Genomic DNA, 23,724 nt, shown 5'->3' with positions numbered 1-23,724 from the left:
CGGGCCGACGGGCTCCGCCGTACGAAAGGGAAGTCAATGAGCGTTGAGGTGTTCTACGACGACGACGCCGACCTGGGCCTGATCCAGGGCCGCAAGGTCGCCGTGATCGGGTACGGCAGCCAGGGCCACGCGCACGCGCTGTCGCTGCGCGACTCGGGCGTCGACGTGGTGATCGGCCTGCCCGCCGGGTCGAAGAGCCGGCCGAAGGCCGAGGAGCAGGGCCTGCGGGTGCTCACGCCCGCCGAGGCGGCCGCCGAGGCCGACGTGATCATGATCCTGGCGCCGGACACGGCCCAGCGGCACATCTACGCCGAGGCCATCGCGCCGAACCTGACCGCGGGCAAGGCGCTGTTCTTCGGGCACGGCTTCAACATCCGGTACGGCCTGATCAAGCCCCCGGCCGACGTGGACGTGGCGATGGTCGCCCCGAAGGGCCCCGGTCACCTGGTCCGCCGCCAGTACGTCGACGGCAAGGGCGTGCCCTGCCTGGTCGCCGTCGAGCAGGACGCCAGCGGCAACGCGTTCGGCCTGGCTCTGGCGTACGCCAAGGCGATCGGCGGCACCCGCGCCGGCGCGATCCGGACCACGTTCACCGAGGAGACCGAGACCGACCTGTTCGGCGAGCAGGCGGTGCTCTGCGGCGGCGCGGCGGCGCTGGTGCAGACCGGTTTCGAGGTGCTCACCGAGGCCGGCTACGCGCCCGAGGTGGCCTACTTCGAGTGCCTGCACGAGCTGAAGCTGATCGTCGACCTGATGTACGAGGGCGGCATCGCCCGGATGCGCTACAGCATCTCCGACACCGCCGAGTACGGCGACCTGTCCCGTGGCCCGCGCGTGATCGACTCGCGGGTCAAGGAGGAGATGCGCAAGATCCTCGGCGAGATCCAGTCCGGCGAGTTCGCCCGCGAGTGGGTGGCCGAGGACGAGGCCGGCCGGCCGAACTTCGCCAAGTGGCAGGCCGAGGGCGCGGCGCACCCGATCGAGGAGACCGGGCAGAAGCTGCGCGGCATGATGAGCTGGGTCGACCGGCCGATCACCGAGACCGCCTGAACCCTCCCCACGTGCGGCCCGTGGCCCGACGCTCTCCCCGGCGTCCGGCCGCGGGCCGCCGTGCGTTCACGTGTTGAGACACGGTGAGTAGCGCCTCGTCCCGTACCGCACCCGTTAACGGGGGATGACGGGCGTGCGACGGGCCTTTGTGAGGGCCCTCACCCCGCACTCCGGGACACGCCGGGCGGGCAGCCACCTACCATCCTTGGTGTGGTGCCCCGGCGCACCCGACGGCCATGGCACGGATCGGCGTAGGGCGCAGCGCGGCGCCCCGGCGTCCCAGGCCGCACCATTACCGAGCGTCTACGAGGACCGATGAATCCTGTCGTACTGATCGCCGAAGAACTCGCCCCCGCCGCCATCGAGGTGCTCGCCCACGACTTCGACGTGCGGCACGTGGACGGCACCGATCGCCCGGCCCTGCTCTCCGCCCTCTCCGAGGCCGACGCGGTGATCGTACGCAGCGCCACCCAGATCGACGCCGAGGCGATCGCGGCCGCGCCGCGGCTCAAGGTGGTCGCCCGGGCCGGCGTCGGTCTGGACAACGTCGAGGTGCCCGCCGCCACCGCCCGGGGCGTCATGGTGGTGAACGCGCCCACCTCGAACATCGTCTCCGCCGCCGAGCAGGCCGTCGCGCTGCTGCTCGCGGTGGCCCGCAACACCGCCAGCGCCAGCGCCGCGCTCAAGGCCGGCGAGTGGAAGCGGTCCAAGTACACCGGCGTGGAGATCCAGGGCAAGACCGTGGGCGTGGTCGGCCTCGGCCGCATCGGCGTGCTGTTCGCACAGCGCATCGCCGCGTTCGGCACCCGGCTGATCGCGTACGACCCGTACATCCAGCCGGCCCGCGCCGCGCAGCTCGGTGTCCGCCTGGTCGGGCTGGAGGAGCTGCTGCGGGAGAGCGACTTCATCTCGATCCACCTGCCGAAGACGCCGGAGACGGTGGGCCTGATCGGCGAGAAGGAGCTGGCGATCGTCAAGCCGGGCGTCCGGATCGTCAACGCGGCCCGGGGCGGGCTGGTCGACGAGCAGGCGCTCGCCGACGCGATCGCGGAGGGCCGGGTCGCCGGCGCCGGCGTCGACGTGTACGCCAAGGAGCCCTGCACCTCCTCGCCGCTGTTCGCCTTCGACAACGTGGTGGCCACCCCGCACCTGGGCGCCTCCACGAACGAGGCGCAGGACAAGGCCGGTCTGGCCGTGGCCAAGAGCGTCAAGCTGGCGCTCCAGGGCGAGTTCGTGCCGGACGCGGTGAACGTGCAGGCCGGCGGCGTGGTCGCCGAGGACGTACGCCCGCTGCTGCCGCTGGCCGAGCGGCTGGGCCGGGCGTTCACCGCCCTGGCCGGCGGGGTGGCCGCCAGCGTCACCGTCGAGGTGCGCGGTGAGATCGCCGCCCACGACGTGTCGGTGCTCAAGCTGGCCGCGACCAAGGGCCTGTTCAGCTCCGTGGTGGAGGAGCAGGTCACCTACGTCAACGCGCCGCACCTGGCGGCCGAGCGGGGTGTCGAGGTCACGCTGGCCACGCCGGGCGAGACGGTCGACCACCCGAACCTGGTGACCGTGCGCGGCGCGCTGCCGGACGGCCGTACCGTCCGGGTGTCCGGCACCGTGGTGCACACCGGCGCCCGGGACGTGTTCAAGCTGACCGAGGTGGACGGCTTCGACGTCGAGATCGGCGCGGAGGGCATCCTGGTCTTCCTGCGCTACGCCGACCGGCCCGGCGTGGTCGGCACCGTCGGCACGCTGCTCGGCGAGGCCGGCGTCAACATCGCCGCCATGCAGGTGGCCCGCCGTGAGGCCGGTGGCGAGACGCTGATGACGCTCACCGTCGACCAGGCGCTCGGCGCCGACCTGCTCACCTCCGCCGCCGACTCGATCGGCGCGGTGGCGGCCAGCGCGGCCGACCTGCGCGACGTGTAGTCCGGACAGGACACATCGGGGCCCGGCCGGATGCGGCCGGGCCCTTCGTCGTTCCGGCCGGTCAGGAACGCACGCGGGCCGGTGGCGGGTAGACCGAGCCGTCCTGCGCGTCGAAGAGCATCAGGTCGTGTTCGCCGGCCAGCCGTTCGATGTCCAGCAGGACCTGGTCCGGGCAGGTCGGGTTCAGGTTCATCTCGATGTGGTCGGCGGCCGTGTGCAGCGGCGCCTCCCAGGGCGTACCCGGCCGGGTCGGACCGTCGGGGTAGCTCGCCGTGATCGCCCGGTAGAAGGCGACCAGCCTCGGGTCGGGTTGCTGCTTGCCGTGCCAGCCCTCGCGGCACTGCTGCACCGCCGCCCGCACCTGCTCCGGTGTCGCCCCGTTCGGCAGGGCCCACACGCTCAGATCGAAACTCACGGCGGACAGCGTGCCATCCCGGGCCCGGCCCGTCACCTCTGCCCCACCGTGCGTTCACCGGCTGATTGCCGACACCGATTCCCCGGCGTCCGCTGTGGAGACTCTTGCGTCGAGTTGCGTCGATTCGCTAGCGTACCGTTGCGGTTTCCGGCTGAGTCGATTCCCCGGCCCGTCTTCGGGTGGCGCGGTCGGGCGTCCGCCCCGTCGGCCCGCACCCCTCGATTGCGCGAGCCACGCGCACTCGTCGCTGACCGGCCCCCACGGTCGTTGCCGAGACCGCGGGGGCCGATCGCGGCTCAGCGCCGGTGCTGCGCGAACAGCGGGCGGTAGTCCGAGTCCTGGCGGAACCAGGCCAGTCCGGCCGGTCCGGCGGCGTACAGGGCGGTGGCGTAGGCGTCGGCGACGGCGAGGTCCGGGCCGATCACGGTGGCGGCCGCCAGGCGGTCGGTCGGCTCGCCGGTGTGCGGGTCGATCACGTGCCCCCGCCGCCCGGTGACACCGGAGGTGCCCACCGCGCCGGTCGTCATCTCCAGCACGAGCGGCGTGCGCCGGGTGTCGGTGGGGTGGTGCACGGCCACGCGCCACGGCCCGCCGTGCGCCGCGCGCCCGCGTACCGTCAGGTCGGCGCCGCTGAGCACGGCGTAGTCGTGGATGCCGGCGGCGCGCAACCGCGCCGCGGCCCGCTCCACGGCCCAGCCGCCGAGCAGGCCGCCCGGGTCGAAGCCGCCGGGCACCGCCCAGGCGTCGAACCAGCCGTCGGTCGCCGCCCGCATCGACGCGCAGAGGTCGATCAGGTCGGCCAGCGGGGGGTACGAGTCGGGGCTGATCTCGTCGCGGCGCAGCCGGGAGACGAGGCTGTCCGGCCGGTTCGGTCCGTAGGTGAGGTCGATGGCGCGCAGTTCGGCGACGGCGTCCCGCAGCGCCTCGCCCACCACCCGGTGGCCCAGCCACTCGGGCGCGTTGAGCAGCAGTGTGTAGTCGGCGGTCGAGGTGGCCACCGTGTGCCGGACGGTGATCCGGCCGGACGCGCCGGCGCCGGGCCGCTCGACGCGGTGGCTGCTGGCGCCCAGGTGCAGGTCCGGACGGACCGGGCGGAACTCGGACTGGTCGACCCAGCGGGTACGTGGTTGCTCGTCCGCCCAGTGGGTCCGCCGGTGCTCGATCCGCATGACACCTGCCCCTCGGTGGTCGCCGCCGTGTCGCGGCGGTGGCCGGTTCCGGGCCTGCGTCGACCCGATGAAACCCGACCTTAAGCAGTGGAGATGACCGCGCCATGGGTGTCAGCTGGGAGGATCCTGTGACTCGCGTTCCCGAATGGTGGAAGATTCGTACCGGGGGACGGGACACCGACGTACCGTTGCCGGGAACGTCGAGACGAGGAGCATCAGGTGGCACGCATCGCGGTGGTGGCCGGCGACGGCATCGGACCCGAGGTGGTCGCGCAGGCCCGCAAGGTCCTCGACGCGGTGCTGCCCGGCATCGAGGCCACCGAGTACGACCTGGGCGCGGCGCGCTGGCACCGCACCGGCGAGGCGCTGCCCGACTCCGTCCTCGACGAGCTGGCCGGTCACGACGCGATCCTGCTCGGCGCGGTCGGCGACCCGACCGTGCCGCCGGGCGTGCTGGAGCGCGGCCTGCTGCTCAAGCTCCGGTTCGCCTTCGACCAGTACGTCAACCTGCGCCCGTCCCGGCTCTGGCCCGGCGTCGGCGGCCCGCTCGCCGCGGTCAAGCCCGGCGAGGTCGACCTCGTGGTGGTCCGCGAGGGCACCGAGGGGCTGTACGCGGGCGCCGGAGGCGCGCTGCACCGGGACACCCCGGCCGAGGTGGCCACCGAGGAGAGCCTGAACACCCGGCACGGCGTCGAGCGGGTCATCCGCGACGCCTTCGCCCGCGCCCGCCGTCGCGAACGGCGCAAGGTCACGCTCGTGCACAAGACCAACGTGCTCACCCACGCCGGTTCGCTCTGGTCGCGCGCCTTCGCCGCGGTGGCCGCCGAGCACCCCGACGTCACCACCGAGTACCAGCACATCGACGCCGCCGCGATGTTCCTGGTGACCAACCCGTCCCGGTACGACGTGGTGGTCACCGACAACCTCTTCGGCGACATCCTCACCGACATCGCCGCCGCGGTGACCGGTGGCATCGGGCTGGCGGCCAGCGGCTGCATCAACCCGGAGGGGCGCTACCCGTCGATGTTCGAGCCGGTGCACGGCTCCGCGCCGGACATCGCCGGCAAGGGCGTCGCCGACCCGGTCGCCGCCGTGCTCTCCGCCGCGCTGCTGCTGGACCAGCTCGGCCACGCCGACGCCGCCGCCCGGGTCACCGCCGCGGTCGGCGCCGAGCTGGCCGCGCGTACGCCCGGCGCGCCCCTGCGCACCGAGGAGGTCGGCGACCGGCTCGCCGGGTACGCCGTATCCTGACCGGGCCGATCCTCACCTGGCGGCCCGGTAACGGGCCGCCAGACCCGTCTCCGGGCCCGATTCGGCGGTCCGGTGCGGCGCAGCCGTCCGAGGGGCGGACCTATCCGCTGAACGACCGTTCGGGGTAAGTTTCTGGCACCAGTGACGTCGGCGTGCGATCCCGCATGCCGTGAACCCGCAGGGAGGTCAGCGCGATGAGCGGTGGTGACAAGCTCGATTTCGAGATCCGTCCGAATCCCGCGCCGGTATCCGCCGCCGACCGGGCCGCCCTGCTGGCGAACCCCGGTTTCGGCCGGGTCTTCACCGACCACATGGTCACCATCCGCTACGCCGAGGGCAAGGGCTGGTACGACGCCCGCCTGGAGGCGCGCGCGCCGATCCCGATGGACCCGGCCGCGGCGGTGCTGCACTACGCGCAGGAGATCTTCGAAGGGCTGAAGGCGTACCGCACCGGCGACGCGGTGACGATGTTCCGCCCGGAGGCCAACGCGGCCCGGTTCAGCGCGTCCGCCCGCCGGCTCGCCATGCCGGAGCTGCCGGAGGCGACGTTCGTGGAGTCGCTGCGCCGCCTGGTCGAGATCGACCAGGCGTGGATCCCGGAGCACGAGGACGCCAGCCTCTACCTGCGTCCGTTCATGTTCGCCAGCGAGGTCTTCCTCGGCGTGCGCCCGGCCAACGAATACCTGTACTGCGTCATCGCCTCGCCGGCCGGGGCGTACTTCTCCGGCGGGGTGAAGCCGGTGACGGTCTGGGTCTCGCCGGACTACACCCGGGCCGCGCCCGGCGGCACCGGCGCGGCGAAGTGCGGCGGCAACTACGCCGCGTCGCTCGCGGCGCAGGCCGAGGCGATCGAGGCGGGCTGCGACCAGGTGGTCTTCCTGGACGCGGTCGAGCGGCGCTACGTGGACGAGCTGGGCGGCATGAACGTCTTCTTCGTCTACGACGACGGCAGCATCGTCACCCCGCCGCTGGGCGGCACGATCCTGCCCGGCATCACCCGCGACGCGATCCTCACCCTGGCCGCCGAGGCCGGGCACGAGGTGCGGGAGGCGCCGGTCAGCTTCGCCGACTGGCAGGCGGACGCGGCGAGCGGGCGGCTGCGCGAGGTGTTCGCCTGCGGCACGGCCGCTGTCGTCACCCCGATCGGCGGCGTGCGCTTCCCGGAGGGCGAGTTCCTCATCGGCGGCGGCGAGCCCGGCCAGGTCACCATGGCCCTGCGCCAGAAGCTGGTGGACATCCAGCGCGGTCGCGCCGAGGACCCGCACGGCTGGGTCACCCGGGTCATCTGACCGCCCGACCGCGCGGTGAGCAGCGAGTCCGCTCCCTGCTCACCGCGCGGCGTCAGCCCAGCAGGTGGGTGCGCAGCGACTCCAGTTGCGTCTCGGTGACGCCCGCGTGGGTCAGGTAACCCTCGACCGAGCCGTGGCCGGCGCGCAGCTCGGCCAGGAACAGCTCCATCGTCTCGGCCGGTGACTCCAGGAACGGCGGCGGCGGTTCCTCCGCGTCCGGCAGCGTGGCGCGGACCCACTCGGTGAAACGCTGCGACGCCGCGGTGCTGAGCGCGTAGTCGGCGACCACGTCCTCGTCGGGCACCCCGAGCACGGAGAGCGTGAGCGCGCAGACGATGCCGGTGCGGTCCTTCCCGGCGACGCAGTGCACCACCACCGGCGCGTTGGCGCTGTCCGCGATCAGCCCGACCGCCTCGGCGAGCCCGGCGGTCCCGGTACGCGCCAGGTCGGCGTACCGGTCGGCCAGGTAGCGGGCCAGGCTGACGCCGGAGGCGTCGAACCGGTTCGCGCCCCAGTCGGCGTGCTCGGGGTGGATGTGCCGGTAGGCGAGCCCGTCGTAGGCGGGCACCCGCCCGTCGCGTTCCACCTCGGTGGGGCGGCGCAGGTCGATCACGGTACGGATGCCGAGCGCGGTGAACGCCGCCCGGTCGGTCTCGTCGATGCGGTGCAGCGAGTCGGAACGGTAGAGCCGGCCGCGGCGCACGGTGCGCCCGTCCTGAGCGGCGTATCCGCCGACGTCGTCGGCGTATCCGCCGACGTCGCGGAAGTTGAACAGGGTGGGGAAGGGGCTCTGCGGGGCGTCCACATCCGACACGGTACGGCCGGCGGGGCGTTCCCACGTCCCCGCCGGCCGTCGCCGCGGTGTCAGATGCGCGGCGGCACGTCCGGCGGCAGCGCCGAGTGGCTCTCGCCGTAGTAGCCGCCGAGCCGGTCCCGGTAGCCCGGGTCGGCGTGGCTGGACTCGTCGTACTCCGGGGCGGCCTTGATCTGGTCCTTCTCCCGGTCGACGTGCACGGTGCGGGCGTCGTGGTCGACGTGGTTCACGGTCCCGGCCGGGAGCATCACCTTCTTGCCGAAGATCCACGGCCCGGTGTCCACGACCAGGTAGCTGTCGTCCACCTCGTGGCTCGCCCGGTCGATCTTGCCGATGGCGCCGTCGGTGGCCTCGACCTTGTAGCCGGTCAGGTCGGCGCTCGCCACGCCCGCCTCGTCGCGGTAGCGCCACGGGTCGAAGGCACCCGCCGGAGCGCCCCCGGCGACGGTGCCCCGGCCGTCGTCGAGGATCGGCTCGGTGCCGCCGTGCGTGGCGCGCGGGTCCAGTCCGTCCATGTGCCGCCTCCCGTCCCCAGGGCCGCGGCCGTCGCGGCGCCGTCATCAGTCGGGAGGGTTACCCACCCTGTCCGGGCACCAACCCGCCGGCGGCCGGCCCGCCGACGCCGAAGGGCCGGCGCCACGGTGGTGACGCCGGCCCCTCGGGAGGTCGGCCCGCGCGGCGCCGGTCGGGCGCGTCCGGGCCGGTGGATCAGGCCAGCGCGGCCTCCGCGTCCAGGGTCACCGCGGCGGCGTGTACGACGGCGGCGATCCGCAGCCCCTCGTGCACCTGCTCCCGGCTGAACCCGGCGGCGCGCAGCGTCTTCTCGTGCGACTCCAGGCAGACGCCGCAGCCGGTGATCGCCGAGACGGCGAGGCACCACAGCTCGAAGTCGGTCTTCTCCACGCCGGGGCGGGCGATGATCTGCATCCGCAGCCGGGCCGGCAGCGACGCGTACTGCTCGTCGCCGATCAGGTGCTTGGCCCGGTAGTAGACGTTGTTCATCGCCATGACCGCCGCCGCGCCCTTGGCCGCCGCGACCGCCTCGGGCGTGAGGTGACCGGCCGCCTCGGCGGCGATCTCCCGCAGCACCACCGGGTTGCGGGCCGCCACCGCGCAGGCCAGGGCGGTGCCCCACGCCTGCTCCGGCTTCAGCGTCGAGGTGGTGATGGTGGAGCCGAGGTTGAGCCGGATGTCCTTGGCGTACTCGGGCAGGCCCGCCTTGATCGCGTCCAGGCCCATGGTCAGGCTCCGGCGCCGGCGAGGAGCGCGTTGGCGTCGAGCGTCGCGCCGCCCTTGTTCCAGTTGCACGGGCACAGCTCGTCGGTCTGGAGCGCGTCGAGCACCCGCAGCACCTCGGAGACGTTACGGCCGACCGAACCGGCGGTCACCATGACGAACTGGATCTCGTTGTTCGGGTCCACGATGAAGGTGGCCCGCTGCGCGACACCGTCGGCGCCGAGCACGCCGCAGGCGGAGGTCAGCTCACGCTTGATGTCGCTGAGCATCGGGAAGGGCAGCTCGCGCAGGTCCGGGTGGTCCTTGCGCCAGGCGTAGTGGACGAACTCGTTGTCGACGGAGACGCCGAGCACCTGGGCGTCGCGGTCGGCGAACTCGCCGTTGAGACGGCCGAACTCGGCGATCTCGGTGGGGCAGACGAAGGTGAAGTCCTTCGGCCAGAAGAACACGACGCGCCACTGGCCCTCGTGGGACTTGTGGTTGATCGTCTCGAACGCCTTGTCGGCGTCGAGCGACACGCAGGCGGTGAGTTCGTACTCGGGGAAGTGGTCACCGACAGTGAGCACGGGTCCTCCTTGAGCGTGACCCGGCAGCACCGCCGGGCCAGTAACTGGATCTGTTCAAGATTCTTCCGCAGCCCTGTTTGCGCTCGTGGCGGGCGGTGGCCGGGTGTGAAGGCGGTCACCAGCCCCGCGATCGTCCCGGAATATGGGTTTCGCCTCCCAAAAGCGGGGGCGGGGTGGCAGAGTACTGGTCGTGACCAGCTTCGTCCTGATCATTAGCAGCTAGCGCGCCGGCCTTCCCTCGCCGAGCGCGCAGACCTCCCGCATCCGCGGGGGGTCTTTTTGTTTGCGCCCCAGGACGGACACGAGAAGAGGACTCCGATGACCTTCCAGGTGTACGACACGACGCTGCGCGACGGCGCCCAGCGCGAAGGACTCACGTACTCGGTGGTCGACAAGCTGGCGGTGGCCCGCCTGCTCGACGACCTCGGGGTCGGCTTCATCGAGGGGGGCTGGCCGGGCGCGGTGCCCAAGGACACCGAGTTCTTCCGCCGGGCGCGCACCGAGCTGGAACTTCGGCACGCGATCCTGGTCGCCTTCGGCGCCACCCGCAAGGCCGGCCTCGCGGTCGAGGACGACCCGCAGGTGCGCGGGCTGCTCGACGCGCAGACCCCGGCCGTCGCCCTGGTCGCCAAGGCGGACCTGCGGCACGTGGAACGCGCGCTGCGCACCACCGCCGAGGAGAACCTCGCCATGATCCGCGACACCGTGTCGTACCTGGTGGCGCAGGGTCGGCGGGTCTTCGTCGACGGAGAGCACTGCTACGACGGGTTCCGCTTCGACCCGGGCTACACCACCGCTGTGGCGGAGACCGCGCTGGCCGCCGGCGCCGAGCGCTTCGTCCTCTGCGACACCAACGGCGGCATGCTGCCCTCCCAGGTCACCGCCGTGATCGAAGGGCTGGTGGCGCGCACCGGGATCGCGCCGGAACGGCTCGGCATGCACGCGCAGAACGACACCGCCTGCGCGGTCGCCAACACCATCGCCGCCGTCGAGGCCGGCGTCCGCCACGTGCAGGGCACCGCCAACGGGTACGGCGAGCGCCCCGGCAACGCCGACATCTTCGCGATCGTCGCCAATCTTCAGCTCAAGCTGGGCATGCCCGTCCTACCGGAGGGCTGCCTGGAACAGATGGTGCGGGTCTCGCACGCCATCGCCGAGATCGCCAACATCGCCCCCGACACCCACCAGGCCTACGTCGGGGCCGCCGCCTTCGCTCACAAGGCGGGGCTGCACGCGAGCGCGATCAAGGTCGACCCGTTGCTCTACAACCACGTGGAACCCACCGTGGTGGGCAACGACATGCGGATCCTGGTGACCGAGATGGCCGGCCGGGCCAGCATCGAGCTCAAGAGCCGTGAGCTCGGTCTGGACCTGGCCGGCCATCCGGACACCCTGTCCAAGGTCACCGGGCGGGTCAAGGAGCTGGAGGCCGACGGCTGGTCGTTCGAGGCCGCCGACGCCTCGTTCGAACTGCTGGTCCGCTCGGAACTGCCGGGCGCGGCGCCGGTCCGGCCGTTCACGCTGGAGTCGTACCGGGTGCTGGTCGAGCACCGCGAGGACGGCGCGGTGGTCTCCGAGGCCACGGTGAAGATCCGGGTACGCGGCGAGCGGGTGATCGCCACCGCCGAGGGCAACGGCCCGGTCAACGCGCTGGACGAGGCGTTGCGGGTGGCGCTGTCCCGGCACTACCCGGAGCTGCGCGAGTTCCAGCTGGCCGACTACAAGGTCCGCATCCTGGAGGGCAGCCACGGCACTGGCGCGGTGACGCGCGTACTCGTGGAGACCGCCGGGGTGGGCCGCGACTGGACCACCGTGGGCGTGCACCCGAACGTGGTCGAGGCCAGCTGGCACGCGCTCGTCGACGCGCTCACCTACGGCCTGGACCGGACCCGCGTGACGGGCGGGACCGCGGCCTGACTCACCCGGCCGGCAGGCGCAGCTCGGCCAGCAACGCGCGGTGGTCGCTGCCCGGCACCGGGAAGGTGCCGGCGGCGCGCACCGCGATGCGCCGGTCCACCAGGACGTGGTCGATGGTGACCGGCGGGATCGGGTCGCCGTCGTACGGGCCCCAGGTGCCGCCGAACCCGGCACCGGCCGCGTCCGCCGCGTCGGTGTAACCGGTGGCGATCAGCTCCCGCAGCGCCGCGTGGTCGAGCGTCGCGTTGAAGTCCCCGGCCAGCACGCTCAGCCCGCCGTCCGGGGTGGCCGGCGGCTGGGCGCGCTGGTCGGTCCACCAGTCCGGCACCACGTCCACCGCGTACGGCGCGGCCGGGTGCGCCGACTCCACCCGTAACGGCGGCGCGCCCGGCACCGTCACCGTCGCGTACGCCTGGGTGAAGAAGAACCCCTGGTTGCGGCGGTGCCCGGTGTCGCGCAGCGGGTGGCGGGCGTACACGCCGGAGCCGGTGGAGCCGACCTCGGGGCTCAGCGACCGGTAGGGCAGCAGCGTGGCCAGGCCGAGCCGGTCCAGCTCGGCCGCGAGCGCCGGGGTGAGCTCCTGCACCGTGAGCACGTCCACCCGCCGGACCCGGGCCAGGTCGACAAGTCCCGCCGGGTCGGCCGAGCCGAGGCGCAGGTTGGCGGTGAGCAGCCGCAGCGTCGGCCCGTGGGCCGGGGGACGGGCGTCGGGAACCGCCCGGGGCGCCACCACGCCGATCAACGACAGCGCGGCGAGGGCCGCGACCACCGCCGGGGCCCGGCGCCGCAGGGCGAGCGCCGACACCGCCACGACCGGGGCCAGCGCGGCGACGTACGGCGTGAAGGCGATCGCCAGCACCAGCGGACCGCGTTCCAGCCCGGCCAGGCGTACCAGCGCCCAGGCGGCGACCGGCGCCGCTGCCAGCCAGCACGCGGCGGTGGCCCAGCGGCCGCCCCGGGTGCCGCCCCGGGACAGGTCCGGCGCTGTGATCATGGCCGTCAGGCTACCCGGGTCCGCGCTGCCGCGATGCCCGGCGAAACAATTTCGTGAATGCTCGACCGCAATTTCTGAGCACTTTTTCGATCGGTCGGACACGCAATATGAGCTATTGACCGCCCGCGTTTTCCGGTGCTACGTTCCCCCTGGTTGAGACGTCGCGACTCTCTGTAGTAAGGCCAGCTCACGAGCGGTGCGCTCCCCGGGCGGATTCCCGATGATCCGCAATTTGACGCGCGCAGTCGCCGTATCACCACGGTTTAACCAAGGGAGAAATCATGGCCACATTCTTCAAGCGAAAGGCGACGGTGGTGGCGCTTGCCGCGCTGTCCCTCACCCTGGCCGGTGGAGGGATCGCCGCGGCCGCCCAGGCGGAGGCGCGACCCCAGCCCGGCGCCCGGCACAGCACCGCACAGCCGCCGGTGACCGCCGCCGAGCGGCAGGCCGCCCGCGCCGCCATGCGGGCCACGCTGGCCCCGCCGGCCCCCGGTCAGGTCGCCTGGGCGGTCGTGTCGGCGAACGGGACGCTGCTGCAGCACTCCGGCAACGTGGTGTCCTCGCTCCGGTTCGTACCCGGCCCGGGCGTGTCCGCCGGGCAGTACCAGGTGCTGTTCGACTACGACGTGAGTCAGAAGTCGTACCACGTCTCGATCGGCACGAACGACTCGGCGAACGTGCCGCCGGGCGGCGAGATCTCGGCCGCGCCGCGCACGCTGACCCCCAACGCGGTCTTCGTGCAGACCCGCAACTCCACCGGCGGCTTCGCCGACCGGCCGTTCCACATCCTGGTCGCCAACTGACCCGTCCGGCCGCGCACCGGCCTCCGCTGCGGCGGGGGCCGGTGTCGTGTTCCGTCCCGGTCCCGCCCGGACCGATGGGGTTCGCGCCGTTGCCGCCCGATCGGGGAGATGCTGCCCGTCCGGTTCGGCCACTGCCGGTCCGGGTCCGATAATCCGACGTTTGTCGCCGGTCCGGCCCGGGAAGCAAGCACCGTGACGGACATCTCGGACACCCTGGCCAGCGTGCCCAGCCCGGTCGATGCCGACGCGAGCGGCGTCGAGCTGGAACAGACCCTCGCCGAGGTCAAACGCGTGATCGTCGGGCAGGATCGGCTCGTCGAACGCCTGCTCACCGCCCTCATCGCCGACGGTCACTGCCTGCTGGAGGGCGTACCGGGGGTGGCCAAGACGCTCGCGGCGCAGACCCTCGCCACAGTGGTCGGCGGCACCTTCTCCCGGATCCAGTTCACGCCCGACCTGGTGCCCTCCGACATCGTCGGCACCCGCATCTACCGCGCCTCGACCGAGCAGTTCGACGTGGAGCTGGGACCGATCATGGCGAACCTCGTGCTCGCCGACGAGATCAACCGGGCCCCGGCCAAGGTGCAGTCGGCCCTGCTGGAGGCGATGGCCGAGCGGCAGGTCTCGATCGGCGGGCGGAGCTGGCCGGTGCCGGAGCCGTTCCTGGTCCTGGCCACCCAGAACCCGATCGAGTCCGAGGGCGTCTACCAGCTCCCCGAGGCGCAACGCGACCGCTTCCTCATGAAGGTCGTGGTCGACTACCCGAGCGACGCCGACGAGCTGGCCATCCTCTACCGGATGAGCACCGAGCGCCCCACCGCGAGCACCGTGCTCGACCCGATCCGGCTGCGGGAACTCCAGCGCCGCGCCACCGACGTCTTCGTCCACCACGCGCTCGCCGAGTACGTGGTCCGCCTCATCCTCGCCACCCGCGACCCGCAACGCTTCGGCCTGCCCGACATCGCGCCGCTGCTGGCGTACGGGGCCAGCCCCCGGGCCACGCTCGGCCTGGTGGCCGCCGCCCGCGCGCAGGCACTCATCCACGGCCGCGACTACGTCCTCCCCGAGGACATCCGGGACCTGGCGGTGGACGTGCTGGCGCACCGGCTCGTGCTCACCTTCGACGCGGTCGCCGACGGGATCTCCGGCGAGGACGTGGTGCGCCGGGTGATCGAGGCGGTGCCACCACCCCGGCTGGTGAACGGGCCCACCGAGGCGGCGCCGGACCTGGCGGCGGCATGACCGGCGCGGCCGAGCCCGGGCTGACCGACCTCGCGCCCGACCAGCGGCTGCGCCGGCTGGAGCTGACGGTGACCCGGCGGCTCGACGGCCTGCTGCACGGCCGGTACCGGGGCCTGCTGCCCGGGCCGGGCAGCGAGGCCGCCGGCAGCCGGGAGTACCGCCCCGGCGAGGACGAGGTACGCCGGATGGACTGGGCGGTCACCGCCCGGACCACGGTGCCGCACGTCCGCCAGGTCGACGCGGACCGGGAACTGACCACCTGGCTGCTCGTCGACGCCAGCCCCAGCATGGAGTACGGCACCTCCACGCTGGACAAACGGGAGCTGGCGGTGGCCGCTGTCGCAGCGATCGGCTTCCTCACCGCCGGAGTCGGCAACCGGCTCGGCGCGCAGGTGCTCACGCCCGACGGGCTGCGCCGATTCCCGGCCCGCAGCGGGCGTACCCATCTGCTCGGGCTGCTCCGCGCGCTGCTCGGCGCTCCGCGTACCGACGACCGGCGGGACCCGGACGGCGCGGGCGCGGCCGGCGCACGCCCGCCCGCCGCGGGGCCGGGCCTGGCCGACGGCCTGGACGGCCTGCAGCGTGTCGCCACCCGGCGCGGGCTCGTGGTGATCGTCTCCGACTTCCTCGACGAACTGCCCGACGACCCGGACGCCGCGCCCCCGCCGTGGGCCGCGGCGCTGCGCCGCCTCGCGGTCCGTCATCAGGTGCTCGCGGTCGAGGTGACCGACCCGCGCGAGCTGGAACTGCCCGACGTCGGGCTGATCACGCTCGTCGACCCGGAGAGCGGCCGGCACCGCGAGGTGTGGACCGGCGACCCGGACCTGCGCGAGCGGTACGCGCGCGCCGCCGCCGAGCAGCGCGAGCAGGTACGCCACACGCTGCGCCGGGCCGGCGCCACCCACATGGCGCTGCGCACCGACCGGGACTGGTGCGCGGACGTGGTGCGGCATGTGCACGAGCAGCGCCGGCTGGCCACCGTGCCGGCCGCCGCCCGGGGAGGTGTCGCATGACCTGGCAGTCACCAGCCCGCCTCTGGCTGCTGCTCGCCGTCCTCGCGCTGGTCGCCGGCTACCTGGTGCTGCAACGGCGGCAGAGCCGGTACGCGGTGCGCTTCACCAACCTGCGCCTGCTGGACCGGGTCGCCCCGCGCCGCCCGGCCTGGCGCCGGCACGTGCCGGCGGGCCTGTTCCTGGCCATGCTGGCGCTGCTCGTGGTCGGGTTCGCCCGCCCCGAGGCGGAGGTGCGGGTCCCCCGGGAACGGGCCACCGTGATGGTGGCTGTCGACGTCTCCACCTCGATGCTCGCCGGTGACGTGGACCCGGACCGGTTGACAGCAGCCAAGGAGGCGGGCCGGCGGTTCGTCGACGGGCTGCCGGACGAGTTCAACGTCGGCCTCGTCGCGTTCGCCGGCAGCGCCGCGGTGCTGGTGCCGCCGAGCACCGACCGGGAGGCGCTGCACGACGGCATCGGGCGGCTGGCCGAGGGCATCACCGGCGTGCAGGGCACCGCGATCGGCGAGGCGATCAGCACCTCGCTGGGCGCGGTCAAGAGCCTTGACGCGACTGCCGCGAAGGACCCGCCGCCGGCCCGGATCATCATCCTCTCCGACGGCGCGAACACCTCCGGGATGGACCCGATCGAGGCGGCCGACCAGGCCGTCGCCGCCAAGGTCCCGGTGCACACGATCTCCTTCGGCACGCCCGGGGGATCGGTCGACCGGGGCGGCCGGGCGATCCAGGTGCCGGTGGACGGGCAGACGCTGCGGGCGGTCGCCGAGCAGACCGGTGGCGGATTCCACGAGGCGTCCACCACCGCCGAGCTGAAGGACGTCTACGAGGACATCGGCACGTCCGTCGGCTACCGCACCGAACGGCAGGACATCTCGGCCCGCTTCATCGGCCTCGGCCTGGTCCTGGCGATGGGCGCCGCCGCCGGCTCGCTGCGGTGGTTCTCCCGGCTGCCCTGACCCGCACACCACTACCGCACGACATGTGAGGAGCCAGGCATGGCAGTGCAGACCGGACTCGGCGAGCCACGCGGACCGTGGTTCGTCTCGCCGGAGCTGGACCCGGACGGGCGCGGCCACCGGGACGTACCCGGGGGCGGGCCGGAGGCCGGACGGCGCAGCCTGCGGCACCGGCTGCTGAGCGTGGCGGCGGTGGTGGCGCTCTCCACCGTCTCCGGCGCGGTGGCCGGCACCTGGGCGGCCGACCAGGGCTCGCCGGGACCGAGCGCGGCATCCGCCGCGCCGGTGCCCGCGGAACTGGTCACCGCCGCCGGCAAGACGGTGCCCGGCGTGGTCTCGGTGATGGTCGGGGGCAGATCCGGCGCGTCCGCGTCCGGCTCCGGATTCGCCATCGACAACGAGCAGCACATCGTCACAAACGACCACATCCTGGCCCGCGGCGGCTCGGGCGCGGTGACTGTGGAGACCTCGGACGGGCGTCGCTTCCCGGCCGAGGTGGTGGGCCGGGAACCCGCCAGCGACCTGGCCGTGCTCAAGGTGCCCGCGTCCGCCGGGCTACCGCCGCTGCCGCTGGCCAAGGCGAACTCGACCCGGGTGGGGGAGCCGGTGCTCGCGGTCGGGTCGCCGCTCGGGCTCGCCGGGACCGTCACCGCCGGTATCGTCAGCGCGCTCAACCGGCAGGTGCGGATCGGCAACGGCCGGCACACGGCGGTGCAGACCGACGCCTCCATCAACCCGGGCAACTCGGGCGGGCCGCTGGTGAACGCGCGCGGTGAGGTGGTCGGCGTGAACACCGCCATCGCCACCATCGACGGCAACGGGTCGATCGGCATCGGCTTCGCCATCCCGATCGACCAGGTCCAGCAGACCGCCGACACCATCATCGGCCGGGGCGGCTGAGTCACCGGGCGCGGTCTCCCGCGCGGGTTGCCTCGGCGCTTCGCGCGGCGCTGACCTGCACAAGCACTGCAAGATCGGTGCGAACTGTCGGATATCCGGCGTGGGATCATTGGGGCATAGAAATATTACGCTGAGTATGGATACTGGCGGAGGTGGAGCAAGCTGTCATTGCGGCCCTCCTCGTGATGGGCCTGATCATCGGCGCCGGTGTCGGCGCGTCCTACGCGCGTGCGAAACGCGGCTGGACGGACTACCAGACGATCCGGACCAGCGTGCCGGGCGCCCGCCGCAACGCCTGGCTCGCGATTCGCGGCGTGGTCGTCAAGCTCGCGGTGATCGCCCTGCTGCTGGTCGGCGCGGCCGCGTACGCGGCCTCCGGCGGCGGCGAGGAACGGGCCGGTCCCACCCCGAGCGCCACCCCCACCCCGAGTCACCGCGCCGGGCGCTAGCCTCGGGGAGTGGACGACGGACTGCGGGTGACCGACCGGCTCGTGGTGCCCGCAGTCGAGCTGCGGGAACGGTTCTCCCGGTCGTCCGGGCCCGGCGGCCAGGGGGTGAACACCACCGACTCGCGGGTGGAACTGAGCTTCGACCTGGGCCGCTCGCCGAGCGTGCCGGAGACGCTGCGGGAACGGGCGCTGACCCGGCTCGCCGGACGCCTGGTCGACGGCGTGCTGACCGTGACCGCCAGTGAGCACCGCGCGCAACTGGCCAACCGGGAAGCGGCCCGGGAACGGATGGCCGCGCTGCTGCGCGAGGCCGTCGCCCCGCCGCCGAAGGCGCGCCGCCCGACCCGCCCCTCCCGTGGCGCCAAGGAGCGCCGGCTGGCCGAGAAGAAGCGCCAGTCCCAGCGCAAACGCGACCGCCGGGTGGACGGCGACTGACCGAAAAACGGTTGAACCGCCCGGCGCGCCGATCGGAGAATTCCGCCCCGTGATCGACTTCTCCGTCAAGCCCACGCTCACCGGCGAGCGTGTGGCGCTGCGCCCGTTCCACGACGACGACCTGCCGGCGCTCGCGGAGATCCTGGCCGACCCGGAGGTGGTCCGGCTGACCGGCAGCCCGGCCGGCGAGACGTTCGAACCGGCCCGGTTGCGCGCCTGGTACGGCACCCGCAACAGCCAGGACGACCGGCTCGACCTCGCGGTGGTGGACCGGGCCGGCGGCGCCTGCGTCGGCGAGGTGGTCCTCAACGAGTGGGACCGGGCCAACGCGAGCTGCAACTTCCGCACGCTGATCGGCCCCGGCGGCCGCGACCGCGGCCTCGGCACCGAGGCGGTGCGGCTGATCGTCGGGTACGGCTTCGAGCAGCTCGGCCTGCACCGCATCGGCCTGGAGGTGTTCGCGTTCAACCCGCGTGCCCGGCGCGCCTACGAGAAGGTGGGCTTCGTCGCCGAGGGAACGCTGCGGCAGGTGCTGCGCGACGGCGACGGCTGGGTGGACGCCACTGTCATGTCGATCCTCGCTCCGGAGTGGAACCGGCACCGGGGGTACCCGGAGGGTTGAGCCGGAGGCGTCGAAGCGCTTCAATGCGTACGGGAGCTTTGCGGGCCGTCACCGACCACCACGTCACAGTGACAGGAGTCCCTTCCGCATGTCCCGAAACCCCGTACGCGCCGCGCTGACCGTGCTCGCCGCGCTGCTACCGGTCCTCGCTCTCGGCCTCGCCCTCACCGCCACCACACCCCCGGCCGCCGCGGCGGCCACGCCGGTCCGCGTCATGCCACTGGGCGACTCCATCACCGGGTCGCCCGGCTGCTGGCGCGCCCTGCTCTGGAACCGCCTCCAGTCCACCGGCCACACCGACGTCGACTTCGTCGGCACGCTCGGGCCGCAGGGATGCGGCGTGCCGTACGACGGCGACAACGAGGGCCACGGCGGCTACCTCGCGACGAACGTGGCCAACCAGAACCTGCTGCCCGGCTGGCTCGCCGCCACCCGCCCGGACGTCGTGCTCATGCACTTCGGCACCAACGACGTGTGGAGCAACATCGCGCCCGCCACGATCCTCGCCGCGTACTCGAAGCTGGTGGACCAGATGCGGGCCGCCAACCCGGCCACGACCGTGCTGGTCGCGAAGATCATCCCGATGAACCCGGCGAGCTGCCCGGAGTGCGGCCAGCGGACCGTGGCGCTCAACTCGCTCATCGACGGCTGGGCGGCCGGGAAGACCACGGCCGCCTCCCCGATCGTGGTGGTCGACCAGTGGACCGGGTTCAGCACCGCCACCGACACCTACGACGGGGTGCACCCGAACGCGGCCGGGGACCAGAAGATGTCCGACAGGTGGTACCCGGCGCTGGTCGCCGCGCTCGGCCGCGCCACGCCCGGCCCGACCACGTCCCCGACCGTCAGCCCCACGCCGTCGCCCACGCTCAGCCCGTCACCGACGACCAGCCCGTCGCCCACCGCGAGCCCGACGTCGGCGCCCGGCGGCTGCACCGCCACCTGGCGCCTCGCCGGTCAGTGGCCGGGCGGCTTCCAGGGGGAGGTGACAGTGCGCAACGACGGCGCCGCGCCGATCGCCGGCTGGACCGTGCGCTTCCCGCTCGCCGGCGGACAACGGATCAGCCAGGCGTGGAGCGCCGACGTGACGCAGAGCGGAACCACTGTGACCGCCCGGAACGCGAGCTGGAACGGCGCGCTGGCCCCGGCCGCCCAGACCACGTTCGGGTTCCTGGCCGAGGGAACCGCGCCGAGCCCGGCGCTGACCTGCGCGCCGAGCTGACCGTCGCGTGCCGGCCGGCCCCGCTCAGCGGTGGTCGGCCGGCACCGCCCGGTCCAGCGCGGCCAGCAGCCGGGCGCGCAACCCGGCGGCACGCTCGGCGAACCCGCGCTGCGCGGTGGCGTACTCGGCCCGGCCCTCCGGCGTCTCCACCGGCACCGGCGGGTAGCCCAGGGCGGCCAGGTCGTACGGGCTGGCACGCATGTCCAGCGTCCGGATCTCCCGGGCCAGCTCGAAGCAGTCCGCCACGAGTTCCGAGCAGACCAGCGGCGACAGCTTGTACGCCCACTTGTAGAGATCCATGTTGGCGTGCAGGCAACCCGGCTGCTCCAGCGCGTGCTGGCTGTCCCGGGTCGGCTGGAGCACGTTCAGCGGGCGGGCCGGCGCGGTGAAGAACCGGAACGCGTCGAAGTGGCTGCACCGCACGCCGCGCTCCTCGACCACCGCCGCCGTCGCCGCCGGGCTCAGCCGCAGCGGCCAGGAGTTGTGCCGTACCTGCTCCTGCGTCTGCCGGTAGACCATCGCCCACTCGTGCATGCCGAAGCAGCCGAACTGCGCCGGGCGTCCGGCGGTCGCCGCCAGCAGCGTACGGATCCAGGCGATCGACTCGGCGCGCCGCGCGCGTACCCGATCGGTGTCGAGGGTGAGCCCGGCGGCGCAGGCGGTGTAGTCCGGGCCGAAACCGGCCGGGTCGGCGTCGCGCAGCGTCACGCCCGCGCCCGGGTGCCAGCGGCGCAGCTGGGCCGGCCGGTGCGAGTAGTAGGTGAAGAGGAAGTCCTCCACCGGATGCTTCACGCCCGCCCGGCGGCGGCCGAGATGCGGCGTCAGCCAGGCGTCCACCCGCTGCTCGTGGGCGGCCCGGCGCGCCTGCCAGTCGGCGACGTCGAGCGCGGGGGCGAGGGCGGCGGTCACGCACCCCAGGGTACGACCGCCGCCCGTCGCCGGGTCACGGCACGTCCACCCGCACGCCCGCGGAGAAGACGCCGCTGCGCAGCTCCAGCCGCTTCGGCGGCTCGTCGCCGCGCATGGTGAACACCAGCGGCAGCAGCACCCGCCGCCCGGCGGCCACCGGCTGGGAGAACACGTCCCGGCCCAGGTTCGCCACCCGGGTCGCGTCCTCGTCGGCGGCCACCCAGTTCCCGCTCGGCAGGTACGCGCGCTGCAACTGCCCGTGCCAGGTCTGGTCCTCGTTCGTGACGTTGCGCACCCCGACCGTGGCCAGACAGGGGCGTCCGCCGCCGGGCGCCGCCGGCAGGACGTCCGCGCCGCAGCTCACCCGGTAGACGGTGAACTCGAACGCGGTCTCCCGCAGCGGCTGGCCCAACGCGCCGGTGACGCTGCTGCCCACCCACGCGCCGCTCGTCGGCTGCTTGGTGGTGTCCATCGCCGCCACCCGCTGCGTGGCCGACCAGGCCGCCGCGCCGACCACCCCGGCCAGCACCGCCGCCGCCACGCCCACCACCAGCCAGACCGGCGGCCGGCGACGGCGGCTCGCGGGCGCCGGCACCGCCGTACGCGGATAGACCGTGCCCCGTTCGGCCGGGCTGCCCTGCCCCGGGACGCCGCTTCCCGGCGCGCCGGGACCGGTGGACATCGCCCCGCCTCCGGACAGGCCGGTGCCCGCCGTCGCGGCCGTGCGCCGGCGGCGGCGCCACAGGGCCCACCACAGCACGCCCGCGGTCACCACCAGCAACGCGGTGAACGCGGCAAGCAGCACCGGTGGCCGCCGCCAGGCCGGGGCGGCCGTCACCTGCGCCGCCGGGGCCGTCGCGGCGCCCACCCAGGTCGCCGTGGCGCAGTCGTACGGGCGCGTGCCGTCGGTGCCGTAGACGCAGGTGGGCGCGGTCACCGACCGGCCCGGGCCGGGAACCGACAGCGCGGTGTGCAACGTGGTGGTGCTCTTCGCCGGCAGGCGCAGCCGCCACGTCACCTCCCCGGCGCTGGACCCGGCGGGCCGGGTGGTCCGCCCGCCGCCGGTCACCGTGGTGGCCCGCGACCCGCTCGGCAGCTCCTGCCGCACCATCGTGTCGACCGGCGCCGTGCCGGCGTTGCGGACCTCGATCCGGTAACCCGGCGCCGGAGTGCCCGCCGCGCCGACCGCCACGCTCACCGGCGGCATCGACGGGCGGACCGGCGCCGGGCCGGTGGTCGGCACCGCCGGCGGGACCGCCGGCACGCCGGTCGGGATCGGGGTCGCCCCCGCGCCGGGCAGGGCGACCGGGACGGCGGCCGGCGGTGGAGCCGGTCGGGCGGGGGTTTCGGCCGCGCGGGGCGTCGCCGGGGACAGCGCCGGTACGGCGGCGATGACGCCGAGGCAGTTCACGAACACTGCCAGGGCCTTGTGGTGTCGTCTCGATGCAGGCATACCAACGAACCTCCGGAACCGAAGCTATGGGCCGGGCCCCGCCGGGCGGGTACGAAGCCGCCATTCCCGCCCCGTCCGGCGCGATCCGGCGTACCCTGCCGCTCTCTCGCCGGTCCCGGCGCCGGCGGGCGGCGAGGGGTGCGGCGCGGGCCGCCCGGGCGCGCTGCCTGCCGGTGTCCGACGGGCGACGCGCGGGCGGGGATAGATTGGCCGGGTGCGTATCGCTCGTTTCGCTCATGCCAAGGGAATGTCGTTCGGGGTCGTCGAGGGCGAGCCGGAGGCCGGGCCGCAGGGCCTGACCATCGCCGAGATCGAGGGCCACCCGTTCGGGCAGATCCAGTTCTCCGGCGCCCGCTGGGCGCTCTCCGACGTCCGGCTGCTGTCGCCGATCCTGCCCAGCAAGGTGGTCTGCGTCGGCCGCAACTACGCCGAGCACGCCGCCGAACACGGCAGCGAGGTGCCGAAGGAGCCGCTGCTCTTCCTCAAGCCGTCCACGTCGGTCATCGGTCCGCGCGACGCGATCCGGCTGCCGATCTTCTCCAAGCAGGTCGAGCACGAGGCGGAACTCGCCGTGGTGATCGGCGCTCCGGGCGCCCGCCGGGCCGACCGGGCCGCCGCCGAGCGGGCCATCTTCGGCTACACCTGCGCCAACGACGTCACCGCGCGGGACCTCCAGCGCTCCGACGGCCAGTGGACCCGCGCCAAGGGCTTCGACTCGTTCTGCCCGATCGGGCCGTGGATCACCACCGGGCTCGACGTGAGCGACCTGGAGATCCGGTGTGAGGTGGGCCGCAACCCGGAGGAAATGGAGGTACGCCAGCTCGGCCGGACCAAGGACATGGTGTTCGACGTACCGGGCCTGGTGTCGTACATCTCGCACGTGATGACGCTGCTGCCCGGCGACGTGGTCCTGACCGGCACGCCGGCGGGGGTTAGTCCGCTCACCGAGGGGGATACGGTCACCGTGCGGATCCAGGGGATCGGGGAGCTCAGCAACCCGGTGGTCCCTGTCGCCTGATTCGCTCCGATGCCTCGTTTCCGCTGGTCAGGTGGGTTTCGAGGGGTTGGATTTGGCCTGTCGGCACCGGGAGGGTAAAGTTCATTC

24 protein-coding genes are annotated in these 23,724 nt (G+C 73.6%); 15 read left to right on the top strand and 9 right to left on the bottom strand.

Annotated elements, in window-relative coordinates:
- The first annotated feature begins 36 nt into the window (after positions 1–36).
- Together ilvC and serA are read left to right on the top strand one after the other, a co-directional pair.
- Positions 37–1,050: a ketol-acid reductoisomerase gene (gene ilvC / locus O7542_RS19460; RefSeq protein WP_043325996.1), complete on the top strand. Its 1,014-nt coding sequence runs from the start codon at positions 37–39 to the stop codon at positions 1,048–1,050.
- A gap of 315 nt (positions 1,051–1,365) precedes the next feature.
- Complete coding sequence (gene serA, locus O7542_RS19455; protein WP_043325995.1) at positions 1,366–2,964, top strand: phosphoglycerate dehydrogenase; 1,599 nt, start codon at positions 1,366–1,368, stop codon at positions 2,962–2,964.
- A gap of 61 nt (positions 2,965–3,025) precedes the next feature.
- On the opposite strand, the gene O7542_RS19450 is transcribed toward serA, so the two are convergent.
- A complete protein-coding gene (locus O7542_RS19450; protein WP_030500876.1) occupies positions 3,026–3,379 on the bottom strand; it encodes a hypothetical protein in 354 nt (117 codons plus the stop codon).
- A 296-nt stretch (positions 3,380–3,675) separates the two neighbouring features.
- Positions 3,676–4,548, bottom strand: a complete 873-nt coding sequence (locus O7542_RS19445; RefSeq protein ID WP_281604990.1) for an FAD:protein FMN transferase — start codon at positions 4,546–4,548, stop codon at positions 3,676–3,678.
- Between the two features lie 219 nt (positions 4,549–4,767).
- On the opposite strand from O7542_RS19445, the gene O7542_RS19440 reads away from it, so the two are divergent.
- Positions 4,768–5,799 carry a 3-isopropylmalate dehydrogenase gene (locus O7542_RS19440; protein WP_030500874.1) on the top strand — a complete coding sequence of 344 codons (1,032 nt, stop codon included), beginning with the start codon at positions 4,768–4,770 and terminating at the stop codon, positions 5,797–5,799.
- A gap of 194 nt (positions 5,800–5,993) precedes the next feature.
- Positions 5,994–7,088, top strand: a complete 1,095-nt coding sequence (locus O7542_RS19435; protein ID WP_043325988.1) for a branched-chain amino acid aminotransferase — start codon at positions 5,994–5,996, stop codon at positions 7,086–7,088.
- Positions 7,089–7,140: 52 nt separating this feature from the next.
- On the opposite strand, the gene O7542_RS19430 is transcribed toward O7542_RS19435, so the two are convergent.
- The 4 genes from O7542_RS19430 to O7542_RS19415 form a co-directional block, all read right to left on the bottom strand.
- Complete coding sequence (locus O7542_RS19430; protein WP_281604989.1) at positions 7,141–7,902, bottom strand: tyrosine-protein phosphatase; 762 nt, start codon at positions 7,900–7,902, stop codon at positions 7,141–7,143.
- A 50-nt stretch (positions 7,903–7,952) separates the two neighbouring features.
- Positions 7,953–8,417: a hypothetical protein gene (locus tag O7542_RS19425; RefSeq protein WP_030500871.1), complete on the bottom strand. Its 465-nt coding sequence runs from the start codon at positions 8,415–8,417 to the stop codon at positions 7,953–7,955.
- 193 nt (positions 8,418–8,610) lie between these two features.
- Complete coding sequence (locus O7542_RS19420; RefSeq protein ID WP_104113885.1) at positions 8,611–9,141, bottom strand: carboxymuconolactone decarboxylase family protein; 531 nt, start codon at positions 9,139–9,141, stop codon at positions 8,611–8,613.
- Between the two features lie 2 nt (positions 9,142–9,143).
- Positions 9,144–9,704: a peroxiredoxin gene (locus O7542_RS19415; protein ID WP_030500869.1), complete on the bottom strand. Its 561-nt coding sequence runs from the start codon at positions 9,702–9,704 to the stop codon at positions 9,144–9,146.
- A gap of 318 nt (positions 9,705–10,022) precedes the next feature.
- Here O7542_RS19415 and cimA point away from each other — a divergent pair, with 318 nt between their 5' ends.
- Positions 10,023–11,621: a citramalate synthase gene (cimA, locus tag O7542_RS19410; protein ID WP_064447002.1), complete on the top strand. Its 1,599-nt coding sequence runs from the start codon at positions 10,023–10,025 to the stop codon at positions 11,619–11,621.
- A gap of 1 nt (position 11,622) precedes the next feature.
- On the opposite strand, the gene O7542_RS19405 is transcribed toward cimA, so the two are convergent.
- Positions 11,623–12,615 carry an endonuclease/exonuclease/phosphatase family protein gene (locus O7542_RS19405; RefSeq protein WP_166455558.1) on the bottom strand — a complete coding sequence of 331 codons (993 nt, stop codon included), beginning with the start codon at positions 12,613–12,615 and terminating at the stop codon, positions 11,623–11,625.
- 281 nt (positions 12,616–12,896) lie between these two features.
- On the opposite strand from O7542_RS19405, the gene O7542_RS19400 reads away from it, so the two are divergent.
- The 9 genes from O7542_RS19400 to O7542_RS19360 all read left to right on the top strand — a co-directional run bounded on the left by O7542_RS19400 (position 12,897) and on the right by O7542_RS19360 (position 20,257).
- A complete protein-coding gene (locus tag O7542_RS19400) occupies positions 12,897–13,418 on the top strand; it encodes a hypothetical protein (RefSeq protein WP_166455557.1) in 522 nt (173 codons plus the stop codon).
- A 192-nt stretch (positions 13,419–13,610) separates the two neighbouring features.
- The gene (locus O7542_RS19395) at positions 13,611–14,660 is read left to right on the top strand and encodes a MoxR family ATPase (RefSeq protein WP_043325980.1); all 1,050 of its coding nucleotides are present in this window, start codon (positions 13,611–13,613) and stop codon (positions 14,658–14,660) included.
- Entirely contained in the window at positions 14,657–15,673 is a 1,017-nt protein-coding gene (locus O7542_RS19390) for a DUF58 domain-containing protein (RefSeq protein ID WP_064447005.1), read from the top strand. The genes O7542_RS19395 and O7542_RS19390 overlap by 4 nt, the downstream gene beginning before the upstream one ends.
- Positions 15,670–16,629: a VWA domain-containing protein gene (locus O7542_RS19385; protein ID WP_104113889.1), complete on the top strand. Its 960-nt coding sequence runs from the start codon at positions 15,670–15,672 to the stop codon at positions 16,627–16,629. Before O7542_RS19390 ends, O7542_RS19385 begins: the two co-directional genes overlap by 4 nt.
- Before the next feature lie 39 nt (positions 16,630–16,668).
- Positions 16,669–17,529 (top strand): trypsin-like peptidase domain-containing protein, encoded by an 861-nt coding sequence (locus O7542_RS19380; RefSeq protein ID WP_064447007.1) that lies wholly within the window; start codon positions 16,669–16,671, stop codon positions 17,527–17,529.
- 152 nt (positions 17,530–17,681) lie between these two features.
- Positions 17,682–17,978: a hypothetical protein gene (locus tag O7542_RS19375; RefSeq protein ID WP_043325976.1), complete on the top strand. Its 297-nt coding sequence runs from the start codon at positions 17,682–17,684 to the stop codon at positions 17,976–17,978.
- 9 nt (positions 17,979–17,987) lie between these two features.
- A complete protein-coding gene (arfB, locus tag O7542_RS19370) occupies positions 17,988–18,413 on the top strand; it encodes an alternative ribosome rescue aminoacyl-tRNA hydrolase ArfB (RefSeq protein ID WP_043325975.1) in 426 nt (141 codons plus the stop codon).
- Between the two features lie 49 nt (positions 18,414–18,462).
- Positions 18,463–19,035, top strand: coding sequence for a GNAT family protein (locus O7542_RS19365; RefSeq protein ID WP_281604988.1), 573 nt, complete (start codon positions 18,463–18,465; stop codon positions 19,033–19,035).
- Between the two features lie 88 nt (positions 19,036–19,123).
- On the top strand, positions 19,124–20,257 hold the full coding sequence (locus O7542_RS19360) for a cellulose binding domain-containing protein (RefSeq protein WP_281604987.1): 1,134 nt from the start codon (positions 19,124–19,126) through the stop codon (positions 20,255–20,257).
- 24 nt (positions 20,258–20,281) lie between these two features.
- On the opposite strand, the gene O7542_RS19355 is transcribed toward O7542_RS19360, so the two are convergent.
- Together O7542_RS19355 and O7542_RS19350 are read right to left on the bottom strand one after the other, a co-directional pair.
- Positions 20,282–21,166, bottom strand: a complete 885-nt coding sequence (locus O7542_RS19355; protein WP_209960332.1) for a 3-methyladenine DNA glycosylase — start codon at positions 21,164–21,166, stop codon at positions 20,282–20,284.
- Positions 21,167–21,200: 34 nt separating this feature from the next.
- Entirely contained in the window at positions 21,201–22,619 is a 1,419-nt protein-coding gene (locus O7542_RS19350) for a hypothetical protein (RefSeq protein WP_281604986.1), read from the bottom strand.
- Positions 22,620–22,833: 214 nt separating this feature from the next.
- On the opposite strand from O7542_RS19350, the gene O7542_RS19345 reads away from it, so the two are divergent.
- On the top strand, positions 22,834–23,637 hold the full coding sequence (locus O7542_RS19345) for a fumarylacetoacetate hydrolase family protein (protein ID WP_013284528.1): 804 nt from the start codon (positions 22,834–22,836) through the stop codon (positions 23,635–23,637).
- Positions 23,638–23,724 lie beyond the last annotated feature (87 nt).

This window comes from Micromonospora sp. WMMC264 (genome assembly GCF_027497275.1).
GTDB lineage: Bacteria > Actinomycetota > Actinomycetes > Mycobacteriales > Micromonosporaceae > Micromonospora > Micromonospora chalcea.
Note: the sequence above shows the minus strand (reverse complement) of the source record. Positions and strands in the feature narration are given on the sequence as shown.